Source organism: Streptomyces sp. NPDC058796, from assembly GCF_042745235.1.
In the GTDB taxonomy this organism is placed as follows: domain Bacteria; phylum Actinomycetota; class Actinomycetes; order Streptomycetales; family Streptomycetaceae; genus Streptomyces.
Genome location: NZ_JBHYOP010000014.1, coordinates 55,994 through 79,266 on the forward strand (window position 1 = coordinate 55,994; position 23,273 = coordinate 79,266).

The following is a 23,273-nucleotide window of genomic DNA, read 5'->3' on the forward strand; positions in this document are numbered from 1 at the left end:
TCGTCTTCCCCTCCCCGCGGCCGGTTGAGCCGTGCGCGCCGAACGCGTCTTCGCGTACGGCGCCGCCGCCGGCCTCCTCGGTGACCACCTCCTCGGCGACCCGCGCCGCGGACACCCGGTCGCCGCGTTCGGCCGTGCCGCCGGTGCCGTGGAACGGCTGCTGTGGCGTGACCACCGAGGGTGGGGCGCGCTGCACACCGTCGTGTGCGCCGGTGGCGCCGCCGCCCTCGGGCTGGCCGCCGGCCGCGCCGTACGCCACTCCCCCGCCGCCTCCGTCGCGCTGACCGCCGCCGCCACCTGGGCGGTCGTCGGCGGCACTTCGCTCGCCCGCGAGGCGGGCGCCGTCGGCCGTGCCCTGGAGGCCGGTGACGTCGAGGCGGCCCGCGCGCGGCTGCCGCACCTGTGCGGCCGGGACCCGCAGGCGCTGGACGCCGACGGGATCGCCCGGGCGGTCGTGGAGTCCGTCGCGGAGAACACCTCGGACGCGGTGGTGGGTGCCCTGGTGTGGGGCGCGTTGGGCGGGGTGCCCGGACTGCTCGGTTTCCGGGCGGTGAACACCCTGGACGCGATGGTCGGCCACAAGTCGCCCAGGTACCGCCGCTACGGCTGGGCCTCGGCCCGGCTCGACGACCTCGCGGGCTGGCCGGGCGCCCGCCTGACCGCCGTCTTGGCCACCGCGGCCGGCGGCGGTCCCCGGGGCGCCGTACGGGCCTGGCGCGCCGACGCCGCGCAGCATCCGAGCCCCAACGCCGGTCCCGTGGAGGCCTCGTTCGCGGGCGCCCTGGGCGTGCGGCTCGGCGGGACGCTCTCCTACGGCGGGCGGGTCGAGCACCGGCCGGTCCTCAACGGGGCGGCGGGGCGCCCCGTACGGGCCGGTTGCGGCGACATCGAGCGGGCCGTGCGGCTCTCCCGGCGCGTGGGCTGGCTGGCGCTCGGCGCGTGCGCGGGCGCGCGGCTGCTCGTCCGCGGGGTCATCAGGAAGGGACGTACGTCATGAACGGTGGTCTCCTCGTCGCCGGCACCACCTCCGACGCCGGCAAGAGCGTCGTCACCGCCGGGATCTGCCGCTGGCTGGTGCGCCAGGGCGTGAAGGTGGCGCCCTTCAAGGCGCAGAACATGTCCCTCAACTCGTTCGTGACGCGCGAGGGCGCCGAGATCGGGCGGGCGCAGGCCATGCAGGCCCAGGCGTGCCGGGTGGAGCCGACCGCGCAGATGAACCCGGTGCTGCTGAAGCCGGGCGGGGAGCGCAGCAGCCAGGTCGTGCTGCTCGGAAGGCCGGTCGGCGAGATGAGCGCCCGCGGCTACCACGGCGGACGGCAGCAGCGGTTGCTGGGCACCGTGCTGGACTGTCTGGCCGAGCTGCGGGGCACGTATGACGCGGTGATCTGCGAGGGGGCGGGCAGTCCGGCCGAGATCAACCTGCGCCGGACCGACATCGTGAACATGGGGATCGCCCGGGGTGCCGGGCTGCCCGTGCTGGTGGTGGGCGACATCGACCGGGGCGGGGTCTTCGCCTCGTTCTTCGGCACGGTGGCGCTGCTGGCGCCCGAGGACCAGGCGCTGGTCGCCGGGTTCCTCGTCAACAAGTTCCGCGGCGACGTCTCGCTGCTGGAGCCGGGGCTGGAGATGCTGCACGGGCTCACCGGACGGCACACGTACGGCGTCCTGCCCTTCCGGCACGGGCTCGGCATCGACGAGGAGGACGGGCTGCGCGTTTCCCTGCGCGGGACCGTGCGGGAGTCCGTCGTCGCGCCGCCGGTCGGCGAGGACGTGCTGCGGGTCGCCGTCTGCGCCGTGCCGCTCATGTCCAACTTCACGGACGTGGACGCGCTGGCCGCCGAGCCCGGTGTCGTCGTGCGGTTCGTGGACCGGCCGGAGGAGCTGGCCGACGCGGACCTCGTCATCGTGCCGGGTACGCGCGGGACGGTCCGGGCCCTGGAGTGGCTGCGGGAGCGGGGGCTCGGGGACGCCATCGCGCGCAGGGTGGCCGAGCGGCGGCCCGTCCTCGGCATCTGCGGCGGTTTCCAGCTGCTCGGCGAGCACATCGAGGACGAGGTCGAGTCCCGCGCCGGGCACGTGGACGGGCTCGGACTGCTGCCCGTGCGGGTGCGGTTCGCCCGCGAGAAGACCCTCACCCGGCCGGTCGGCGAGGCCCTCGGCGAGCACGTCGAGGGGTACGAGATCCACCACGGGGTCGCCGAAGTGACCGGCGGCGAAGCCTTCCTGGACGGCTGCCGGGTCGGCCAGACCTGGGGCACGCACTGGCACGGCTCGCTGGAGTCGGACGGCTTCCGGCGGGCGTTCCTGCGCGAGGTGGCCGCCGCCGCGGGCCGCCGCTTCGTGCCGGCCCCCGACACCTCGTTCGCCGCGCTGCGCGAGGAGCAGCTCGACCGGCTCGGCGACCTGATCGAACACCACGCGGACACGGACGCGCTGTGGCGGCTCATCGAGTCCGGCGCGCCGCAAGGACTGCCCTTCATTCCACCGGGAGCGCCCGCATGAGCACAGTGTTGTTGTTGTCGACCGCCGACACGGACCTGCTGGCGGCCCGCGCGTCGGACGCCGCCTACCGGATCGGCAACCCGACCCGGGTCGACGTGACGGAGGAGCTGCCGTCCCTCGTCGAGGGCGCGGACGTCGCCGTCGTGCGCCTGCTGGGCGGCAAGCGCGCCTGGGAGGACGGGCTCACCGCGCTGAAGGCCGCCGGCATCCCGACCGTCCTGCTGGGCGGCGAGAGCGTCCCGGACGCCGAGCTGATGGCCGAGTCGTCGGTGCCGGCCGGCGTGGTGGCGGAGGCCCTGCGCTATCTGGTCGAGGGCGGGCCCGCCAACCTCACCCAGCTCGCCCGGTTCCTGTCCGACACGGTGCTGCTGACCGGCGAGGGCTTCGAGGAACCGGAGAAGATGCCGGAGTACGGCGTCCACGGCACCCGGGACGTCGTCGAGGGCCGCCCGACGGTCGGCGTGCTCTTCTACCGCGCCCACCAGCTCAGCGGCAACACCGCCTTCGTCGACACGCTGTGCGACGCGATCGAGGCCCACGGCGCCAACGCCCTGCCCGTGTACTGCGGTTCGCTGCGCGGCGCGGACGCCGGACTGTACGAGCTGCTGGGCCGGGCCGACGCCCTGGTCGCCACCGTCCTCGCGGCCGGCGGCACGCACGCCTCGCAGGCTTCGGCGGGCGGGGACGAGGAGGCCTGGGACATCGGGGCGCTGGCCGACCTGAACGTGCCGGTGCTGCAAGGGCTCTGCCTCACCTCCTCCCGGGCCGCCTGGGAGGAGTCGGACGCCGCCCTCTCCCCCATGGACGCGGCGATGCAGGTCGCCATCCCGGAGTTCGACGGGCGCCTGGTCACCGTGCCGTTCTCCTTCAAGGAGCAGGGCCCCGACGACGTGCCGGTCTACGTCGCCGATCCCGAGCGGGCCGGGCGGGTCGCCGGGATCGCCGTACGGCACGCGGCGCTGGGGCACAAGGCGAACGCCGACAAGAGGCTCGCGCTGGTCTTCACCGCGTACCCGACCAAGCACTCCCGCGTCGGCAACGCGGTGGGCCTCGACACCCCTGCCTCCGCCGTGCGGGTCCTGGACGCGCTCAGGGACGCGGGGTACTCGCTCACCGAGTACCCCTCCGGCGGCGACGAGCTGATCCACCGGCTCATCGAGGCGGGCGGCCACGACGTGGAGTGGCTGACGGAGGACCAGCTCGCGGCGGCGCCCGCGCGGGTGCCGCTGGCGGACTACCGTGCGTGGTTCGAGAAGCTGGACCCCGAGCTGCGCAACGCGATGCGGGAGGCGTGGGGCGAGCCGCCGGGCTCGCTGTACGTGGACGGGGACGACATCGTCCTCGCCTCCCTCCAGTTCGGGAACGTCGTCGTCATGATCCAGCCGCCGCGCGGCTTCGGCGAGAACCCGATCGCGATCTACCACGATCCGGACATGCCGCCGTCGCACCACTACATGGCCGCCTACCGCTGGCTGGAGAACAGCTTCGGCGCCGACGCGATCGTGCACATGGGCAAGCACGGGACGATGGAGTGGCTGCCGGGCAAGGGCCTCGGCCTGAGCGCCGGCTGCGCGCCCGACGCGGTGCTGGGCGACCTGCCGCTGATCTACCCGTTCATCGTCAACGACCCCGGCGAGGGCACCCAGGCCAAGCGGCGCGGCCACGCCACGGTCGTCGACCACCTGGTGCCGCCGATGGCCCGCGCGGACACCTACGGCGACCTGGCCAAGCTGGAGCAGCTGCTCGACGAGTACGCGCTCGTCTCCGACCTGGACCCGGCGAAGGCGCCCGCCGTCCGCGCGCAGATCTGGACGCTGGTCAAGGCGGCCGAGCTCCACCACGACCTGCACGTGGACGACCAGCCGGACGACGACGAGTTCGACGAGTTCGTCATGCACATCGACGGCTATCTGTGCGAGATCAAGGACGTGCAGATCCGCGACGGCCTGCACATCCTGGGCGGCGGCCCGGTCGGCGAGCCGCGCGTGAACCTGGTCCTGGCGGTGCTGCGCGCCTCCCAGGTCTGGGGCGGGCAGGCCAACGCGCTGCCGGGCCTGCGGGCGTCCCTCGCCGAGCACTTCGGGCTGGTGGAGAAGGAGCTGCTGGCCGAGCCGGGCGCGCCGCTGAAGGTGCCGGTGGAGCTGACGGACCTGGTGGACGGCCCGGCACGGTCGGCCGCCGACGCGATCGACCTGCTGGAGCAGTTGTGCCGGCGGATCGCGGAGGGCATGGAGCTGCGGGCGTGGGACACGGCGGCCGTTCCGCCGCTGGTGCGCGAGGTGCTGGGCGCCGAACTCCCCGACGCGGTCGCGGTGCTGGAGTTCGCCTGCACGGAGGTCGTGCCGCGCCTGGCCCGGACCACGGACGAGATCGGGCACATCCTGCGGGCGCTGGACGGCGGTTACGTCCCGGCCGGACCGTCCGGTTCGCCGACGCGTGGCCTGGTCAACGTGCTGCCGACCGGCCGGAACTTCTACTCCGTCGACCCGAAGGCGATCCCGTCCCGGCTGAGCTGGGAGGTCGGGCAGTCGCTCGCGGACTCGCTGGTCCAGCGGTACCTGACCGACACCGGCGAGTACCCGAAGTCGGTGGGCCTCACGGTCTGGGGCACGTCCGCGATGCGCACGCAGGGCGACGACATCGCCGAGATCCTGGCGCTGCTGGGCTGCCGTCCGGTCTGGGACGACGCCTCGCGCCGGGTGACGGGCTTCGAGATCGTGCCCCTGGCCGAGCTGGGACGACCGCGCGTGGACGTCACCGTACGCATCTCGGGCTTCTTCCGGGACGCGTTCCCGCACGTCGTCGGGCTGATCGACGACGCGGTGCGGGCGGTGGCCGAGCTGGACGAGCCGGCCGAGTCCAACTACGTACGGGCGCACGTGGAGGAGGACGCGGCCGAGCACGGCGACCGGCGACGGGCCACGGCCCGCATCTTCGGCTCCAAGCCGGGCGCGTACGGTGCCGGGCTGCTGCCGCTGATCGACGCCCGCAACTGGCGCAGCGACGCCGACCTCGCCGAGGTGTACGCGGTGTGGGGCGGCTACGCCTACGGGCGCGGGCTCGACGGGCGGGCGGCGCGCGGCGACATGGAGACGGCGTTCCGCCGGATCGCGGTGGCGGCGAAGAACGTGGACACGCGCGAGCACGACCTCGTCGACGCCGACGACTACTTCCAGTACCACGGCGGCATGGTCGCCATGGTGAGGCACCTGACGGGGACGAGCCCGGAGGCGTACGTCGGCGACTCGGCCACCCCGGACCAGGTCAGGACGCGGACGCTGGGCGAGGAGACGCACCGGGTCTTCCGCGCGCGGGTCGTCAACCCGCGGTGGATGGCGGCGATGCGGCGGCACGGCTACAAGGGCGCCTTCGAGATGGCGGCGACCGTCGACTACCTCTTCGGGTACGACGCCACGGCCGGGGTCGTGGACGACTGGATGTACGAGAAGCTCAGCGCCGAGTACGTCTTCGACGCGGAGAACCGGGACTTCATGAAGAAGTCCAACCCGTGGGCGCTGCGCGGCATCACGGAGCGGCTGCTGGAGGCGGCGGACCGGGGGCTGTGGGCCGAGCCGGACGCGGAGACGCTGGAGCGGCTGCGCGCCACGTATCTGGAACTCGAGGGCGACTTGGAGGGTGACGAGAAGTGAGTACCCCGTTCCCGTTCACGGCCGTCGTCGGCCAGGACGACCTGCGGCTCGCGCTGCTGCTGAACGCCGTCTCGCCGGCCGTCGGCGGCGTGCTGGTGCGCGGCGAGAAGGGCACCGCCAAGTCGACGGCCGTGCGTGCGCTGTCCGCGCTGATGCCGGAGGTGGACGTCGTGGCCGGGTGCCGCTTCTCCTGCGACCCCGGCTCCCCCGACCCCGCCTGCCCGGACGGGCCGCACGAGCCGGGCGCCTCCGGTTCCCGGCCCGCCCGGATGGTCGAGCTGCCCGTCGGCGCCTCCGAGGACCGGTTGGTGGGCGCCCTGGACATCGAACGGGCGCTCGCGGAGGGCGTGAAGGCCTTCGAGCCGGGTCTGCTGGCCGACGCGCACCGGGGCGTCCTGTACGTCGACGAGGTCAACCTCCTCCACGACCACCTGGTGGACCTGCTGCTGGACGCGGCGGCGATGGGTGCCTCGTACGTCGAGCGCGAGGGCGTGTCGGTGCGGCACGCGGCGCGGTTCCTGCTCGTCGGCACCATGAACCCCGAGGAGGGCGAGCTGCGGCCGCAGCTCCTCGACCGGTTCGGGCTGACCGTGGAGGTCTCGGCCTCGCGCGAGCCCGGCCAGCGGGTCGAGGTCGTACGGCGGCGGCTCGCCTACGACGACGACCCGGCCGGTTTCGCCGCTCGCTGGGCCGACGAGGAGGCCGCCGTACGGGCGCGGATCGTGGCGGCGCGGGAGCTGCTGCCCTCGGTGCGGCTGGGCGACGGGGCGCTGCGGCAGATCGCGGCGACCTGTGCCGCCTTTGAAGTGGACGGCATGCGCGCCGACATCGTGATGGCGCGGACCGCGACCGCGCTGGCGGCGTGGGCCGGGCGGACGGACGTGCTGGCGGAGGACGTGCGGCAGGCCGCGCTGCTGGCGCTGCCGCACCGGCGGCGGCGGAATCCGTTCGACGCGCCGGGGCTGGACGAGGACAAGCTGGACGAGACGCTGGAGGAGTTCGGCGGGCAGGACGGGGACGGTGACGGGGACGACGATCCCGACCCGGGTCCCGACGGGCCCGGTGGTCCCGGTGGTCCCGGTGGGCAGCCGGAGCCCGATGACGCCCCGCCGGGCGACGGTGACGCCGCCGCGCGGCCCGAGGCCGGGGAGGGCGGGGAGCCGCAGCCTTCCGGCGGTGCCGGTGAGCAGTCCCCCGCGCGTGCCGCCGAGCCGTTCCGCACCAAGGTGCTGAGCGTGCCGGGGCTCGGTGAAGGGGCCGCCGGGCGGCGTTCGCGGGCGCGGACCGAGCACGGGCGGACCACGGGCGCCCGGCGGCCGCAGGGTGTCCTGACCAAGCTGCATCTGGCCGCCACCGTGCAGGCCGCCGCCCCGCACCAGCGGGCGCGGGGACGCTCGGGGCGCGGCCTGGTGGTCCGGCGGGACGATCTGCGGCAGGCGACCCGTGAGGGGCGTGAGGGCAACCTCGTGCTCTTCGTGGTCGACGCCTCCGGCTCGATGGCCGCGCGGCAGCGGATGAGTGCCGTCAAGGGTGCCGTGCTGTCGCTGCTGCTGGACGCCTACCAGCGGCGGGACAAGGTGGGACTGGTGACCTTCCGGGGTTCGGCGGCCGACGTCGCGCTGCCGCCGACCTCGTCGGTGGACGCGGCGGCGGTGCGGTTGGAGTCGTTGCCGACGGGCGGGCGTACGCCGTTGGCCGCCGGGCTGCTGCGGGCGCACGAGGTGCTGCGGGTGGAACGGCTGCGGGACCCGGCGCGGCGGGCGCTGGTCGTGGTGGTGACGGACGGACGGGCGACCGGTGGTCCGGAGCCGGTGGCGCTCGCGGGGCGCGCGGCGCGGCTGTTCGCCGCCGAGGGAACCGCGTCCGTGGTCGTGGACTGCGAGTCGGGACCCGTGCGGCTGGGGCTGGCCGGGCAGCTCGCGAGCGAGCTGGGCGGTACGGCGGTGACGCTGGACGAGCTGCGGGCGGACTCGATCGCCGGCTTGGTGAGGGACGTGCAGGGGACCAGGAGGGCCGCGTAATGCCGAAGGGGCAGCCGAATGTCGTGCCGGACGACGGGCTGACGACGCGTCAGCGCCGCAATCGTCCACTGGTCGTCGTGCACACGGGCATCGGGAAGGGCAAGTCCACCGCCGCCTTCGGGCTGGCGCTGCGCGCCTGGAACCAGGGGTGGCCGATCGGGGTGTTCCAGTTCGTCAAGTCGGCGAAGTGGAAGGTCGGCGAGGAGAACGCGCTGCGGGTGCTCGGTGCCAGCGGTGAGGGTGGGTCCGTCGACTGGCACAAGATGGGCGAGGGCTGGTCCTGGGTCCAGCGGGACGCCCAGATGGACAACGAGGAGAAGGCCCGGGAGGGCTGGGAGCAGGTCAAGCGGGACCTGGCCGCCGAGACGTACAAGCTCTACGTGCTGGACGAGTTCGCCTACCCGATGCACTGGGGGTGGGTCGACACCGACGAGGTGGTGTCCGTGCTGCGGGAGCGGCCCGGGACCCAGCACGTCGTGATCACCGGGCGGAACGCGCCGGAGAAGCTGGTGGACTTCGCCGACCTCGTCACCGACATGTCCAAGGTCAAGCACCCGATGGACGCGGGGCAGAAGGGGCAGAGGGGCATCGAGTGGTGACCTCGTCCCCGTCCTCGTCCGTGCCTCGGCTGGTCGTCGCCGCGCCCTCCTCGGGGAGCGGCAAGACCACCGTCGCCACGGGGCTGATGGCCGCGCTCGCCGGGCGCGGGCTCGCCGTGTCGCCGCACAAGGTCGGCCCGGACTACATCGATCCCGGGTACCACTCGCTCGCCACGGGGCGGGTGGGGCGGAACCTGGACGCCTACCTGTGCGGGGCGGAGCTGGTGGCTCCGCTGTTCCTGCACGGGGCGCACGGGTGCGACGTCGCCGTGGTCGAGGGCGTGATGGGGCTGTACGACGGGGCCGCCCGGGAAGGCGAGCTGGCGTCCACCGCCCAGGTCGCGAAGCTGCTGGGGGCACCGGTGGTGCTGGTCGTGGACGCGTCGTCGCAGTCGCGGTCGGTGGCGGCGCTGGTGCACGGGTTCGTGTCCTGGGATCCGGAGGTGCGGGTCGGCGGCGTGATCCTCAACAAGGTCGCGTCGGACCGGCACGAGGCGCTGCTGCGGGAGGCGTTGGACTCCGTCGGGGTACCGGTGCTGGGGGTGCTGCGGCGGGCGCCGCGGGTCGATGTGCCGTCCCGGCACCTGGGACTGGTGCCGGTCGCCGAGCGGCGGGGCGCGGCGGTGGATGCCGTCGCGGCGATGGCCGCGCAAGTCTCCGACGGCTGTGATCTGGAGGCGTTGGTGGCGCTGGCGCGGGCTGCCGGGCCGTTGCCGGGGGGCTCCGCCCCCTGGACCCCCTGTGCCCCCGGGTCCTCGCCCGCCCACCGCCCGACTCGGCCGGACGAGAAGGCACCGCCGCGCGTCGCCGTTGCCGGTGGGGCGGCCTTCACTTTCTCCTACGCCGAGCACGCCGAGCTGCTCGCCGCCGCCGGGGCGGAGGTCGTCACCTTCGATCCGTTGCGGGACGAGGAGCTGCCCGAGGGGACCGCCGGGCTCGTCGTCGGGGGCGGGTTCCCCGAGGTGTACGCCTCCGAGCTGTCCGCCAACGAGCCGCTGCGCAAGGCCGTCGCCGAGCTGGCGCTGGGCGGTGCTCCCGTCGCCGCCGAGTGTGCGGGGCTGCTGTACCTGTGCCGGGAGCTGGACGGGCTGCCGATGTGCGGGGTGCTGGACGCCTCGGCCCGGATGTCGGAGCGGTTGACCCTGGGATACCGGGACGCCGTGGCCGTGTCCGACAGTGCGCTGGCCGTCGCGGGGACGCGGATGCGGGGGCACGAGTTCCACCGGACCGTGGTGGAGCCGGGGGCCGGGGCCACGCCGGCGTGGGGGGTGCGGGCGCCCGAGCGGCGCGTCGAGGGATTCGTGGAGCGCGGTGTGCACGCGAGCTATCTGCACACGCACTGGGCGTCCGAGCCCGGTGTCGCCCGTCGGTTCGTGGAGAGGTGCCGAACGTCATGAGCAGCCGTCTGGTGGGGGTCGGGGTCGGCCCGGGTGACCCCGAGCTGGTGACCGTCAAGGGGGTCAACGCGCTGCGGGCCGCCGACGTCGTCGTCGTACCCGTCATGGACACCGGTGAGCGCGGGCGGGCCGAGGCGACCGTGCTGCACTACGTGGGCGCCGAGAAGGTCGTGCGGGTCGTTTTCGCGCTCAACGAGCGCACCGACCGGGCGCGGCGCGAGGCGGCCTGGGACGCGGCCGGGGAGCGGGTCGCCGGGCTGCTGCGGGAGTACGGGGGCGTCGCCTTCGCCACCATCGGCGACCCCAACGTGTACTCGACCTTCACCTACCTCGCGCAGACCGTCGGCGAGCTGGTGCCGGGCACCGTCGTGGAGACCGTGCCGGGGATCACCGCGATGCAGGATCTCGCGGCGCGGTCGGGGGCCGTACTGACCGAGGGCACCGAGCCGTTGACGCTGGTGCCGGTGACGGCGGGGGCCGCCGTGCTCAAGGACGCGCTGAACGGACCCGGCACCGTCGTCGCCTACAAGTTCGGCCGGCAGGCCGCCGAGGTGGCCGAGGCGCTGCGGGAGACCGGGCGGCTGGAAGACGCCGTGTGGGGGTCGGCGCTGGGGCTGCCCGAGGAGTCGGTACGGGCGGCCGCCGAGCTGGACGGCGGGCCGCTGCCCTACCTCTCGACGCTCATCGCGCCCGCCCGGCGCGAGGGCGGGCGGGGCGGGAAACTGTGAACCGCGGTTCGTCACTCCGCCACGCCCACCACCAGCCAGATGAACGCCGCGCCCGCGACCGTGCACAGCAGGGTCGAGCGGGCCGGGTGCTCGTGGTGGGCCTCGGGGAGGATCTCGGCGGCGGCGAGGTAGAGCAGCGCGCCGCCGAAGAGGCCGAGATACGCGCCGAGGACGCCTTCGGGGATCTCGAACAGGAGCGTGGACGCGGCACCGGCCACGGGAGCCACCGCGTCGGCGAACAGCATCGCGACGGCGCGGCGGCGGGCGTTCCCGTACAGGCTGGTGAGCGTATAGGTGTTGAAGCCGTCCGCGAAGTCGTGGGCGATCACGGCCATCGCGACCGCCGCTCCCATGCCTCCGCCGACCTGGAAGGCCGCGCCGATCGCCACGCCGTCCATCGCGCTGTGCCCCACCATCGCGGCGGCGGCCGTCAGCCCCACCTCGGGCGAGCGGTGTCCGTGCTCCTCGGCGCCGTGCGCGGCGCGGCGGGCGGCGAGCAGGCGCTCCACCAGGTGCGCCAGCAGGAAGCCGGCGACGAAGAGGAGCAGTGCCTCCGGCACGCCGAACACCTCGTCGCCGGCCGCCTCCAGCGCCTCCGGGAGCAGGTCGAGGCCGACCACGCCCAGCATCAGGCCGCCGGCCAGGCCGAGGACCAGGTGGCGCCGGTCGGTCACGCGCTGTGCCGTCCAGCCGCCGGCCAGCGTCATCAGGAACGCGCCGAGCGCGACGAAGACCGCCATGGGCCCTTGCTATCCGATCGGAGCGCGAATCCGTGCGCACGACAGCAGCAACGGCAGTAAGTATGCGTAGGAAAGGACCCCGTCCCATGGATTCCGTGGCCCGTGATGCCGCCGCCCGTACCGGCAAGGTGACCTTCGTCGGTGCCGGTCCCGGCGCCGCCGATCTGCTGACGTTCCGCGCGGCGCGCGCCATCGCCGAGGCGGACGTCGTGATCTGGGCGGCGAGCCTGGTGCAGGCGGAGGTGCTCCAGCACGCGCGGGAGGGTGCTGAGGTCCTGGACTCGGCGACGATGTCGCTGGAGGACGTCGTGGCCGTCTACCGGCGGGCGCTGGCGGAAGGGCTGCGGGTGGCCCGTATCCACTCCGGCGATCCGGCGCTGTGGGGCGGTACGCAGGAGCAGCTGGACCGGTGCGCGGAGATCGGCATCGCGACCGAGGTCGTGCCCGGCGTCTCCGCCTTCTCCGCCGTGGCCGCGCTGGCGCAACGTGAGCTGACGATCCCGGAGGTGGCGCAGTCCGTCGTCCTCACCCGGCTCGGCGGCGGCAAGACGCCGATGCCTCCCGGGGAGGAGGTCCGCGAGTTCGCGAAGCACGGGACGACGATGGCGGTGTTCCTGTCGGCGGCGCGCAGCGGACAGCTGGTGCGGGAGTTGCTGGAGGGCGGCTACCCGACGGACACACCGGTCGTCGTGGCGTACCAGGCCACCTGGCCGGAGGAGCTGGTCGTGCGGTGCACGGTCGGCACGCTGGAGGAGACGGTCAAGGAGCACAAGCTCTGGAAGCACACCCTCTTCCTGGTCGGTCCGGCCCTCGACGCGCGCGGCACGCGCTCGCACCTGTACCACCCGGGGCACTTCCACGGTTACCGGAAGGCCGATCCCGAGGCCCGTCGTGAGCTGCGCGCGCGGGGTGCGAGCACGTGATCACCGTGGTGGGCATGGGGGCCGGCGCGCCCCCGGGCTCGGACGTCGCCGCCGGTGCGGAGCTGGTCGTCGGCGGGCGGCGGCACCTGGACGCCGTGCGGCTGCCCGAGGGGGCCGAGCGGGTCGTGCTCGGTGCGCTGGCGCCGGCCCTGGACACGGTCGCGGAGTACGTCGCGAAGGAGCGGCCGGTGGTCGTGCTGGCCTCCGGTGACCCGGGGTTCTTCGGCGTCGTGCGGGTGCTGGCCGAGCGGTTCGGCGCTCAGCGGCTGGACGTGCGGCCCGGGGTGTCCTCCGTGGCCGCCGCCTTCGCGCGCGCGGGGCTGCCGTGGGACGACGCCGTGGTGGCCAGCGCGCACGGGCGGGACCTGCGGACGGCGGTGAACCTGTGCCGGGCGCACCCGAAGGTCGCCGTGCTGACCGGGCCGGGGGCCGGTCCGGCGGAGCTGGGCGCCGCGCTGCGGGGTGACGCCCGGGTGCTGGTCGTCGCCTCCGCGCTGGGCTCCGGCGAGGAGCGGGTGGAGCGGGTGACGCCCGCCGAGGCGGCCGGACGGGACTGGGGTGCGGCGGTGAGCGTGGTGCTGTGCCTGGACGAGGCGCGGGCGCTGGGGCCGGTGCGCTCGGTCGCCGGACCGCGGCCGGGGCCCGCCGGGTGGGCGCTGGAGGAGTCCGCGTTCGCCCACCGCGACTCGTTGATCACCAAGTTCGAGGTGCGGGCGCTGGCGCTGGCCCGGCTCGGGCCCCGGCCCGGGGACCTGGTGTGGGACGTCGGGGCGGGCTCGGGGTCCGTGGCCGTGGAGTGCGCGCGGCTCGGCGCCGCCGTCACCGCCGTCGAGAAGACGCCGGACGGGGTGGAGCGGGTCCGCGCCAACGCCGCCGCCCACGGCGTGGACGTGCGGGTGGTGCACGGGGCGGCGCCCGCGGTGCTGACCGACCTCGACGATCCGGACGCCGTGTTCGTCGGGGGCGGCGGGCGTGAACTGCCGTCGGTCGTCACCGCCTGCGCGCGGCGCGCCCGGCGGGCCGTGGTCGTCGCCATGGCCGCGCTGGACCGGGTGCCGGCGGCCCGCGAAGCGCTGCTCGACGCCGGGCTGGAGTGTGACGGGGTGCTGCTGCAGTCGTCCCGGCTGGCACCGCTGCCGGGTGACGTGACCCGGCTCGCGGCCACCAATCCCGTGTTCCTGCTGTGGGGCGTCAGGCCGCACAGCCGTACCGAAGGAGTTGCCCCTTGATCGGCCTCATTTCCGCCACCGCGGCGGGAGCGGCGGCGCGGGACCGGCTGGCCGCGGCGTGGCCGGACCGCACGCGCGTGTACCGGGGTCCCGTCGCGGACGCCGTACGGACCGCGTTCGCCGAGTGCGAGCAGCTCGTGTGCTTCCTCGCCACGGGGGCCGTGGTCCGGCTGGTGGCGCCGCTGCTGGACGACAAGCGGACGGACCCGGGCGTGGTCTGCGTCGACGAGGGCGGGCGGTTCGCCGTGTCGCTGGTCGGCGGCCACGGCGGCGGCGCCAACGAACTGGCCCGCGCGGTCGGCGGGGTGCTGGGCGCGGAGCCGGTGGTGACGACGGCGACGGACGCCGTGGGCCTGGCCGGTCTGGACACGCTCGGGCTGCCCGTGGAGGGTGATGTCGCCGGGGTCTCGCGGGCGCTGCTGGACGGTGAGCCGGTGGCGCTGCGGGCGGAGGTGTCCTGGCCGCTGCCGCCGCTGCCGGTCGCCGAGGACGGGGCGTACGCGGTACGGGTGACCGACCGTCTGGTGGGGCCGGCCGGGCGCGAGGTCGTGCTGCGCCCGCCGTCCCTGGTGGTCGGAGTCGGCGCCTCGAAGGGCGCGCCGGTCGACGAGGTGCTCGGGCTGGTGGAGGAGGCCCTGCGGGACGCCGGGCTGTCCGTCGCGTCGGTCGCCGAGCTGGCCACCGTGGACGCCAAGGCCGGGGAGCCCGGGATCGTGGGCGCCGCCGAGCGTCTGGGCGTGCCCCTGGTGACGTACGCCGCCGACGAGCTGGCGGGCGTCGAGGTGCCCAACCCCTCCGACGCCCCGCTCGCGGCCGTGGGCACACCCTCGGTCGCGGAGGCGGCGGCGCTGGTGCGCGGCGGCGAACTCCTCGTGCCCAAACGCAAGTCGGCGGCAACGCCCGCGATGGCGACGTGCGCCGTCGTACGGCGGCCGGGCCGCGGGCGGCTCGCGGTGGTCGGGCTCGGACCGGGCGCCCGCGACCTGGTGACGCCGCGTGCGCAGGCCGAGTTGCGGCGGGCGTCGGTGCTGGTCGGCCTCGACCAGTACGTCGACCAGATCCGCGACCTGCTGCGGCCGGGCACCCGCGTCCTGGAGTCGGGGCTCGGCGCCGAGGAGGAGCGGGCCCGGACGGCGGTCGAGGAGGCCCGGCGCGGCCACGCGGTGGCGCTGATCGGCAGCGGGGACGCGGGCGTGTACGCCATGGCCTCGCCCGCGCTGGCGGAGGCGTCCGACGACATCGACGTGGTCGGGGTGCCCGGGGTGACGGCGGCGCTGGCGGCCGGGGCGATCCTGGGCGCGCCGCTCGGCCACGACCACGTGTCGATCAGCCTGTCCGACCTGCACACGCCGTGGGAGGTCATCGAGCGGCGGGTGCGGGCGGCGGCCGAGGCGGACATCGTCGTGACGTTCTACAACCCGCGCAGCCGGGGCCGCGACTGGCAGCTGCCCAAGGCGCTGGCGATCCTCGCGGAGCACCGGGAGCCGGCGACGCCCGTGGGTGTCGTGCGCAACGCGTCGCGCGCCGACGAGTTCAGCCGGCTCACCACGCTCGCCGGTCTCGACCCGGCGACGGTCGACATGATGACGGTCGTGACGGTGGGCAACACCGCGACCCGCCGGATCGCCGGGCGCATGGTGACGCCGCGCGGTTACCGGTGGCAGGAGGAGCCGAAGTGAACCGTGTCGTCCATCCCATCGAGCAGGAGTCCTACCGGCGGCTGCGCGCCCGCCTGGACACCTCGCACTTCCCGCCGCTGACCCGGGCGGTGGTGGAGCGGGTCATCCACTCCGCCGCCGACCTGGAGTACGCGAGCGACCTCGTGACCGACGAGGCCGCGCTGGAGAAGGCCCACGCCGCGCTGCACGCCGGGGCGCCCGTCGTGGTGGACGTCGAGATGGTCGCGGCCGGGATCACCCGGCGGGAGACCGTCTGCCGGCTGAAGGACGCCGTGGCCGGGCCGGGCCTGACCCGTTCGGCGCACGCGATCCGGCTCGCGTACGAGCAGGTCGGTCCCGGTGCCCTCTGGGTGATCGGCAACGCGCCGACCGCCCTGGAGGAGCTGCTCACCCTGGACGCCGACCCGGCGCTCGTCGTCGGTCTGCCCGTCGGCTTCGTCGGCGCGGCCGAGTCCAAGGCCGCGCTGCGCGACAGCGGGCTGCCCGCCGTCAGCAACGTGTCCGAGAAGGGCGGCTCGGCGGTCGCCGCAGCCGCACTCAACGCCCTGCTGTACCACCCCACTTCCTACTCCGAGCACTCCGAGGAGAAATCGTGACCACCCCCCCGCCCGCCCTGCTCGTCGCCGGACACGGCACCCGGGACGAGGCCGGAGCCGAGGCCTTCCGCGACTTCGTGCGCGAGCTGGGCCGCCGCCACCCCGAACTGCCCGTCGCGGGCGGATTCATCGAGCTGTCCCCGCCGCCGCTCGGCGAGGCCGTCACGGAGCTGGTCGAGCGCGGGGTGCGCCGGTTCGCCGCCGTGCCGCTGATGCTGGTGTCCGCCGGGCACGCCAAGGGCGACATCCCGGCGGCGCTGTCCCGTGAGAAGGAGCGCCACCCCGGCATCTCGTACATGTACGGGCGTCCGCTGGGCCCGCACCCGGCGCTGCTGCGGGTGCTGGAGCGGCGGCTGGCCGAGGCGGTCGACCCGTCGTGGGACCCCGCCGAGGTGACCGTGCTGCTGGTCGGGCGCGGGTCGACGGACCCGGACGCCAACGCCGAGGTGTTCAAGGCGGCGCGGCTGCTGTGGGAGGGGCGCGGGTACGGGGCCGTGGAGACGGCGTTCGTGTCGCTGGCGAAGCCGGACGTGCCGGGCGGCCTGGAGCGGTGCGTACGGCTGGGGGCGCGGCGGATCGTGGTCCTGCCGTACTTCCTGTTCACGGGCATCCTCCCGGACCGGGTCCGGCACCAGACCGAGGAGTGGGCCGCCGCGCATCCGGAGACCGAGGTGCGGTCGGCGGACGTGATCGGGCCGGAGCCGGAGCTGCTCGACCTGGTGTGGGAGCGGTACGAGGAGGCCGTGAAGGGCGACCTCCGGATGAACTGCGACTCCTGCGTGTACCGGATCGCGCTGCCGGGGTTCGAGGACAAGGTGGGGCTGCCGCAGCAGCCGCACTTCCACCCCGACGACGACGGCCATCACCACCACGGGCACCATCACGGGCATGGACACGCACACTCCCACGCACACTGAGGCCCAGGGGCCTGATCTGCGGCACCACGGGGACGCCGAGGTGCGCGACGACGGTTCGGCGCTGGTGGACCTCGCGGTGAACGTCCGCGCGGACACGCCCCCGGCCTGGCTGCGCGAGCACGTCGCCGGTTCGCTCGGCTCCCTCGCGGCCTACCCGGACGGGCGGGCCGCGCGGGCGGCGGTGGCGGCACGGCACGGGCTGCCGGTGGAGCGGGTGCTGCTGACGGCGGGCGCGGCGGAGGCGTTCGTGCTGCTGGCGCGGGCGCTGAAGGTGCGCCGGCCGGTCGTGGTGCACCCGCAGTTCACTGAGCCCGAGGCGGCGCTGCGGGACGCGGGGCACACGGTCGACCGGGTGCTGCTGCGGGAGGCGGACGGCTTCCGGCTGGACCCGGCCGTCGTCCCCGAGGACGCCGACCTGGTGGTCGTCGGCAACCCGACGAACCCGACGTCGGTGCTGCATCCGGCGGACGCGCTCGCCGGGCTCGCCCGGCCCGGGCGGACGCTGGTCGTGGACGAGGCGTTCCTGGACGCGGTGCCGGGTGAGCGGGAGGCGCTGGCCGGGCGCACGGACGTCCCCGGGCTGGTGGTCCTGCGCAGCCTGACCAAGACGTGGGGGCTGGCCGGGCTGCGCATCGGGTACGCCCTGGCGGCCCCGGATACGATCGCGGAGCTGGAACGCGCCCAGCCCCTGTGGCCCGTGTCCACGCCCGCGCTGGCGGCGGCGGAGGCGTGCGTGGCGCCGCGGGCGCTGGCGGAGGCCGCCCACGCGGCCCACCGCACCGCCTCGGACCGGGCCCACCTGGTCGCCGGGCTCGCGGACTTCGCGGGCGCCGGCCTGCGGGTCGTGGCTCCCGCCGAGGGTCCCTTCGTCCTCCTCCGCCTCCCGCACGCCGCCGCCGTACGCCGCCGGCTGCGCGACCTCGGGTACGCGGTGCGGCGCGGTGACACCTTCCCGGGGCTGGGCGAGGAGTGGCTGCGGCTGGCGGTACGGGACCGGGCGACGACGGACGGCTTCCTGGGGGCGCTGGGGCGGGCGGTGGCGGAGTCTCCGTGAGGGGACGGGGCCCTGCGGCCCGCGGCCGTTCCGCGCGCCCCGTCCCGGCCGGGCGCACAGCCGTTCCCGTCGCGGGCCGACGGGACCCCGCGCGCCCCCTCCCGTCGGCCCCACGCGTCCGCTGACGCCCACCGGTCGAGGTTCCGGGATCCGCACGGACCGCACGGGTCCGACGGGAGCCTCCCCGGGCCCCGTCCGCAGTCCCCGGAGCCTCCCGCTACCGGAGCTTCGCGCGATGCTCCGCCTTCCGCCCCGCACGGTGGTCGCTGATTCCCGGCACCGCACCCGCCCGGCCGCCGCCCCCGTCGCCGGTCAGCCGCGTCGGCGCCGGGCCAGGACCAGGGCGCCGCCGCCGGCCAGGACCAGGGCGGCTGCTCCGGCGGCGATGTACGGGGTCGCCGAGCTGCCGCCGGTCTCGGCCAGGCCGGCCTCGGCGCGGGCGCCCTGGGGCTGGACGTCGGCGGCGGGTTCGGCCTTCCCCTCGGCGGCGGGCTCCTCGGCCTTCGCCGGGGGCTGCGCGGCCTCGGGCTCCGGGGCTGCCGGGGACTCGCAGGTCGCCTCGGCCAGGGTCAGGGTGCCGTCGACCTCGGCGACGTTCAGGTCGAGCGGGTTGACGGACACCTTGAGTTCGAGAGCGGTGGCGGCGGCCGTGGTCGAGGTGGTCCGCGTCTTGGAGAGATCGAGCCGCACCTCGCCGACGCCGGGCACCTTCACTTCCGTCGGCCCGCCGGTGGTCAGCGTGACCTTCTTGCCGAGGACGGTCACCGCGCCCAGCAGGTTGGCGTCGGCGACCGGCGCCTTCCCGGCCTCGCAGGTCGCCGTGGAGGTGACCTTGCCGACCTCGATCAGGGACAGCAGGGGCAGGCCGGGCACGTGCACCTTGGCGTGGGCCAGCTCGGTGCGGCCCTCGCTCCTGGCCGCGGTCGCCGTCGCCTTCGCCTGGGCCACGTCGGCGCGCAGGACGCTGAAGGGCTTGCCGCCGTCGACGCCGTCGAGGCGGGCGGTCAGCGCGGTCTTCTCGGCGCTCTGGGGTGCCCGCACCTCGTTCAGGGTGACCGTGAGCGGGACGTTCACGGTCTTGTTGAGCAGGGACACGTCGAGCCCGGTGCGCAGGACGGTGGCGCTCGCGCGGCCGTGGTCGCCGGTCGCCTGTGCGGGGCCCGCGCCGGCCAGCGCCGCGGGACCGGCGGCGAGGGCGGTGGCCGCCGCGGCGGTCACGAGGCGGCGTGCGGGCATGCGGAAGGTGTTGCCGTTCAAGGTGGTGGGACCCCCAGTGAGACATGCGTGCGGGACACACATGAGCGACGTGCTCGGGACCCGGAAAGAATGTCGCCGCCCACGGCGAACCGTCAGCGATAGCGGGACACTTCACCCCTTCGTGGGGTTTCCGTCCTTCCTTTCGAATTTCACGGCACGGGTGTTCCCCGGCGTCACTCCGGCCGGCTAACCGACGACCCGTCCGTTCAGCACCACCCGGCGCGGAGCGCCGAGCACGCGCACGTCCGCGCGCGGGTCCTCGTCGAACACCACCAGGTCGGCCGGCGCGCCCTCGTCCAGGCCGGGGCGCCCCAGCCAGCGCCGGGCCGCCCAGGTCGTCGCGGCCAGCGCCTCGACGGGCGGGATACCGGCGGTGACCAGTTCCCCGACCTCCGCCGCCGCCAGGCCGTGCGCCAGCGAGCCCCCCGCGTCGGTGCCGACAAAGACCGGGATCCCGGCGTCGTAGGCGCTGCGCACGGTGTCGTACCGGCGTTCGTGGAGCCGGCGCATGTGGGCCGACCAGCGGGGGAACTTGGACTCGCCGCCGTCGGCGAGGGCGGGGAAGGTGGCGATGTTGACCAGGGTCGGCACGATGGCGACGCCCCGCTCGGCGAAGAGCGGGATGGTGTCGTCGGTGAGGCCCGTGGCGTGCTCGACGCAGTCGATGCCGGCCTCGACGAGGTCGCGCAGGGAGTCCTCGGCGAAGCAGTGCGCGGTGACGCGGGCGCCGAGGCGGTGGGCCTGAGCGATGGCCGCCTCCACGGCGCCGCGCGGCCAGCAGGCCGACAGGTCGCCGAGGTCGCGGTCGATCCAGTCGCCGACCAGCTTCACCCAGCCGTCGCCGCGCCGGGCCTCCTGGGCGACGTACGCGACGAGGTCGTCGGGCTCGACCTCCCAGGCGTAGTTGCGGATGTAGCGGCGGGTGCGGGCGATGTGCCGGCCGGCCCGGATGATCTTCGGCAGGTCGTCGCGGTCGTCGATCCAGCGGGTGTCGGAGGGCGAGCCGGCGTCGCGGATGAGCAGGGTGCCCGCCTCGCGGTCGGTCAGCGCCTGCTTCTCGGCGACGTCCTCGGGAACTGCTCCGTGCTGGTCGAGCCCGACGTGGCAGTGGGCGTCGACCAGGCCGGGCAGGGCCCAGCCGCGGACGGTGCGGATGTCGGCGGCGCCGGCGGGACGGTCGTACGTGACCCTGCCGTCGACCACCCACAACTCGTCCCGGACCTCCTCCGGCCCGACGAGCACCCGACCCTTCACGTGCAGCACCGTGCGATCGCTCATGCCCCGCACCCTAGACCGGGCCGCGCGGCCGTTCGAAGCCCCGGTCACCGGCCGTCCCCTCGCGCTGCCGCGCGGGCGCGCAGCTCGGTCGCGTACCCGGCCGCGACGGCGCCCGCGACCGCGGTCAGGGCGAGGACGGCGACACCGGGGTTGACGTAGCCGGGGACGTCGGCGGAGTCGTAGGACTCACCGCCGGCGGTCTCGCAGCTGAAGCGCAGGGGCAGGTAGGAGACGGAGTAGTCGATGACCCGCCCGGACAGCTCCGGGGACACGCCGGCACGGCACGGCCGCAGCGGCGAGGAGTCCGTACCGCCGTCCTCGGCCTCCATGGCCGCGAAACCCACACACACCAGGCCCCAGAGGTACAGCAGGGCGGCGGCCCAGCCCGCGGCTGCGGCGACGACGCGGAAGGGCGCGCCCGGCTTGCGCGGCGCGGGAACGACGGCCGAGGCCGGCTGCGCACGGGGATACGCGCCGGCGCCCCGGCGCAGGACGGCGGCCGTCGCCACCGCGACGAGGACGAGCAGCAGGAGAGCGAGCACGGGCCGAGTCCATCAGTCCGTCGATCAGCCGGCTGTGGCGGAAGCCACAATTCCGGGCGTGGGGGTGTCGCAACGGATGCCCTCCGGCGCGAGTGGCGGCGGGGCCGGTGGTTACTCTCGACTGCGTACGCGCCGTACACCTGACCGTTACTGAAGAGAGCACCGCCGTGACCCACCCCTTCCTGGATCTCGCCCCGCTGAGCGCCGGCCGTTTCGCCGCGATCGAGGACCGGGTCGCGCGCCTGCTCGGCACCGGACAGGATGTCGTGATCATGCAGGGCGAGGCGCTGCTGCCGCTGGAGGGCGCGATCCGCGCCGCCGCCGGGCCGGGCACCGTCGCCCTGAACGTGATCACGGGACCGTACGGGCAGACGTTCGGGGACTGGCTGCGGGACTGCGGCGCGACCGTGCACGACCTCGCCGTGCCGTTCCACACGGCGGTGTCGGCCGAGCAGGTCCGCGCGGCCCTCGTCGAGCACCCGGAGATCGACTTCGTGTCCCTGGTGCACGCGGAGGCGGCGACGGGGAACACCAACCCGGTGGCGGAGATCGGCGAGGTGGTGAGGGCGCACGGCGCGCTCTTCTACCTGGACGCCGTGGCCTCCGTGGGCGCCGAACCGGTACTGCCGGACGCGTGGGGCGTGGACCTGTGCGTCATCGGCGCGCAGAAGGCGATGGGCGGCCCGGCCGGGGTGTCGGCGGTGTCGGTGAGCGAGCGGGCCTGGGCGCGGATGGCGGCGAACCCGAACGCCCCGCGGCGGTCCTACCTGTCCCTCCTCGACTGGAAGGAGCGCTGGATCGACGGCGGACGCAAGGCGCTGCTGCACGCTCCGGCACAGCTGGAGATGCTCGCACTGGAGGCGTGCGTGGAGCGCATCGAGGCGGAGGGCCTGGAGACGGTGATGGCGCGGCACGCGTCGGCCGCGTCGGCCACCCGGGCCGGTGTGCTCGCGCTGGGCGGCCTGGAGCCGTACGTGCACGGGGCGCGGGACGCGGCGCCCGTCGCGACGACGCTGCGGACGCCGTCGGACGTGGACGCGTCGGAGCTGGTGGCCCGCGCCCTGGCGTCCGACCCGGCGCTGCCGCTGGCCGCGGGCGGGGGCGCGCTGGCCAAGGAGATGATCCGGGTCAATCACTACGGCCCGGACGCCACGCCCGGGGCCGTTCAGGGCTCCCTGGCGGCACTGGGTGCCGCGCTGGCCGAGAAGGGGCTGAAGGCCGATCTGGAGGCCGCCCGGGGGGCCGCCGAGGACGCCTGGGGCGGGCCGGCCGCTCCCGGGCATTCGGCAGCGGGCACGGGCGCGTGAATTCGGGGTAATTACCGACGCTCACACAAACCGAATTAAGGAATTACGCTCAGCACAGCTTCCCGTATTCTTCTGCCCGCTTTCCCGGGACCTAAACACAAAGATTCCGCGAAGCCCAAGCTACACATTTCGGGCACGTCTCGCGCGAGTTACGTGATTGTGACCCGATACACATGCTGCCCGTTTTGTGGCTTACGCACGGCAGAAACCCCCACATAACGCCGCTCCCTCGCGCGGCGGCACGCGCCCGCGTGATAGCACATGACGCCCGCATACGTAACCCCGTACGGCGATGCAATTTCGAATTTCGCTGGGTAAATTCAATTTGCATGACTGCCGCGCAAGCAGACCTGCAAATCGACCGTCCGAGAGTGGCCGACGGGGCCGCCCTGTGGCGGATAGCGAGGGATTCCAAGGTCCTCGACCTGAACTCGTCCTACAGCTATCTGCTCTGGTGCCGGGACTTCGCCGCCACGTCGGCCGTCGCCCGCGACGAGCGCGGGGAGCCGGTCGGCTTCGTCACCGGGTACGTACGGCCGGACCGGCCGGACACCCTGCTGGTGTGGCAGGTCGCGGTGGACGAGGCGTACCGCGGACGCCGGCTCGCCGCCGCCCTGCTCGACGGACTGGCCGCCCGCACCGTCGCGGAGCGCGGACTGACCACCCTGGAAACCACGATCTCCCCGGACAACACCGCGTCCCAGCGGCTGTTCACCTCGTTCGCCGAGCGTCACGGCGCCCGGCTGGAGCGTGAGGTGCTGTTCGACGCCGGCCTGTTCCCCGACGGGCCGCACGAGCCCGAGGTCCTGTACCGCATCGGCCCCCTGCGGGCCACCGCCCGCTGACCGACCGGC

The 23,273-nt window shown here is 74.8% G+C and carries 19 protein-coding genes; 15 read left to right on the forward strand and 4 right to left on the reverse strand.

Translation table 11 applies throughout. The features are described from left to right. The first annotated feature begins 31 nt into the window (after nucleotides 1-31). The 7 genes from ACFW47_RS30270 to cobI are packed head-to-tail and all read left to right on the forward strand — an operon-like array spanning nucleotide 32 to nucleotide 10,897. Complete coding sequence (locus tag ACFW47_RS30270; RefSeq protein ID WP_386282211.1) at nucleotides 32-997, forward strand: cobalamin biosynthesis protein; 966 nt, start codon at nucleotides 32-34, stop codon at nucleotides 995-997. Further along, nucleotides 994-2,502, forward strand: a complete 1,509-nt coding sequence (locus ACFW47_RS30275) for a cobyric acid synthase (RefSeq protein ID WP_386282213.1) — start codon at nucleotides 994-996, stop codon at nucleotides 2,500-2,502. Before ACFW47_RS30270 ends, ACFW47_RS30275 begins: the two co-directional genes overlap by 4 nt. Next, nucleotides 2,499-6,152: a cobaltochelatase subunit CobN gene (gene cobN, locus ACFW47_RS30280; protein WP_386307692.1), complete on the forward strand. Its 3,654-nt coding sequence runs from the start codon at nucleotides 2,499-2,501 to the stop codon at nucleotides 6,150-6,152. Before ACFW47_RS30275 ends, cobN begins: the two co-directional genes overlap by 4 nt. Next, nucleotides 6,149-8,173 (forward strand): putative cobaltochelatase, encoded by a 2,025-nt coding sequence (locus ACFW47_RS30285; protein WP_386307694.1) that lies wholly within the window; start codon nucleotides 6,149-6,151, stop codon nucleotides 8,171-8,173. Before cobN ends, ACFW47_RS30285 begins: the two co-directional genes overlap by 4 nt. Beyond that, entirely contained in the window at nucleotides 8,173-8,772 is a 600-nt protein-coding gene (cobO, locus tag ACFW47_RS30290) for a cob(I)yrinic acid a,c-diamide adenosyltransferase (protein WP_386282219.1), read from the forward strand. The genes ACFW47_RS30285 and cobO overlap by 1 nt, the downstream gene beginning before the upstream one ends. Then, nucleotides 8,769-10,169: a cobyrinate a,c-diamide synthase gene (locus tag ACFW47_RS30295; RefSeq protein ID WP_386307696.1), complete on the forward strand. Its 1,401-nt coding sequence runs from the start codon at nucleotides 8,769-8,771 to the stop codon at nucleotides 10,167-10,169. Before cobO ends, ACFW47_RS30295 begins: the two co-directional genes overlap by 4 nt. Beyond that, nucleotides 10,166-10,897 carry a precorrin-2 C(20)-methyltransferase gene (gene cobI / locus ACFW47_RS30300; RefSeq protein ID WP_386282223.1) on the forward strand — a complete coding sequence of 244 codons (732 nt, stop codon included), beginning with the start codon at nucleotides 10,166-10,168 and terminating at the stop codon, nucleotides 10,895-10,897. The genes ACFW47_RS30295 and cobI overlap by 4 nt, the downstream gene beginning before the upstream one ends. Before the next feature lie 11 nt (nucleotides 10,898-10,908). Here the strand turns inward: cobI and ACFW47_RS30305 are convergent, their stop codons facing one another. Next, nucleotides 10,909-11,637 (reverse strand): ZIP family metal transporter, encoded by a 729-nt coding sequence (locus ACFW47_RS30305; RefSeq protein ID WP_073721436.1) that lies wholly within the window; start codon nucleotides 11,635-11,637, stop codon nucleotides 10,909-10,911. A gap of 86 nt (nucleotides 11,638-11,723) precedes the next feature. Between ACFW47_RS30305 and cobM the strand changes: the two genes are divergently transcribed. From cobM to cobC, 6 genes are read left to right on the forward strand one after another with little or no spacing between them, the layout of a single operon-like run. Further along, nucleotides 11,724-12,560, forward strand: coding sequence for a precorrin-4 C(11)-methyltransferase (gene cobM / locus ACFW47_RS30310; RefSeq protein ID WP_386282226.1), 837 nt, complete (start codon nucleotides 11,724-11,726; stop codon nucleotides 12,558-12,560). After that, on the forward strand, nucleotides 12,557-13,789 hold the full coding sequence (gene cbiE, locus ACFW47_RS30315; protein ID WP_386282228.1) for a precorrin-6y C5,15-methyltransferase (decarboxylating) subunit CbiE: 1,233 nt from the start codon (nucleotides 12,557-12,559) through the stop codon (nucleotides 13,787-13,789). Before cobM ends, cbiE begins: the two co-directional genes overlap by 4 nt. After that, complete coding sequence (cobJ, locus tag ACFW47_RS30320) at nucleotides 13,786-15,468, forward strand: precorrin-3B C(17)-methyltransferase (RefSeq protein ID WP_386307697.1); 1,683 nt, start codon at nucleotides 13,786-13,788, stop codon at nucleotides 15,466-15,468. Before cbiE ends, cobJ begins: the two co-directional genes overlap by 4 nt. Further along, nucleotides 15,465-16,064, forward strand: coding sequence for a precorrin-8X methylmutase (locus ACFW47_RS30325; RefSeq protein WP_386282231.1), 600 nt, complete (start codon nucleotides 15,465-15,467; stop codon nucleotides 16,062-16,064). The genes cobJ and ACFW47_RS30325 overlap by 4 nt, the downstream gene beginning before the upstream one ends. Beyond that, nucleotides 16,061-16,981, forward strand: coding sequence for a sirohydrochlorin chelatase (locus ACFW47_RS30330; RefSeq protein ID WP_386307699.1), 921 nt, complete (start codon nucleotides 16,061-16,063; stop codon nucleotides 16,979-16,981). Before ACFW47_RS30325 ends, ACFW47_RS30330 begins: the two co-directional genes overlap by 4 nt. Next, entirely contained in the window at nucleotides 16,953-18,035 is a 1,083-nt protein-coding gene (gene cobC / locus ACFW47_RS30335) for an Rv2231c family pyridoxal phosphate-dependent protein CobC (protein ID WP_386307700.1), read from the forward strand. The genes ACFW47_RS30330 and cobC overlap by 29 nt, the downstream gene beginning before the upstream one ends. 312 nt (nucleotides 18,036-18,347) lie before the next feature. Here the strand turns inward: cobC and ACFW47_RS30340 are convergent, their stop codons facing one another. The 3 genes from ACFW47_RS30340 to ACFW47_RS30350 form a co-directional block, all read right to left on the reverse strand. Continuing rightward, nucleotides 18,348-19,292 (reverse strand): SCO1860 family LAETG-anchored protein, encoded by a 945-nt coding sequence (locus ACFW47_RS30340; RefSeq protein WP_386282238.1) that lies wholly within the window; start codon nucleotides 19,290-19,292, stop codon nucleotides 18,348-18,350. 186 nt (nucleotides 19,293-19,478) lie between these two features. Continuing rightward, nucleotides 19,479-20,570 (reverse strand): amidohydrolase family protein, encoded by a 1,092-nt coding sequence (locus ACFW47_RS30345; RefSeq protein WP_386282241.1) that lies wholly within the window; start codon nucleotides 20,568-20,570, stop codon nucleotides 19,479-19,481. A gap of 44 nt (nucleotides 20,571-20,614) precedes the next feature. Beyond that, complete coding sequence (locus ACFW47_RS30350; protein ID WP_386282244.1) at nucleotides 20,615-21,112, reverse strand: hypothetical protein; 498 nt, start codon at nucleotides 21,110-21,112, stop codon at nucleotides 20,615-20,617. Between the two features lie 167 nt (nucleotides 21,113-21,279). On the opposite strand from ACFW47_RS30350, the gene ACFW47_RS30355 reads away from it, so the two are divergent. Next, entirely contained in the window at nucleotides 21,280-22,419 is a 1,140-nt protein-coding gene (locus ACFW47_RS30355) for a pyridoxal-phosphate-dependent aminotransferase family protein (protein ID WP_386307702.1), read from the forward strand. A gap of 329 nt (nucleotides 22,420-22,748) precedes the next feature. Next, a complete protein-coding gene (gene ectA / locus ACFW47_RS30360) occupies nucleotides 22,749-23,264 on the forward strand; it encodes a diaminobutyrate acetyltransferase (protein ID WP_386282248.1) in 516 nt (171 codons plus the stop codon). The last annotated feature ends 9 nt before the right edge of the window (nucleotides 23,265-23,273 follow it).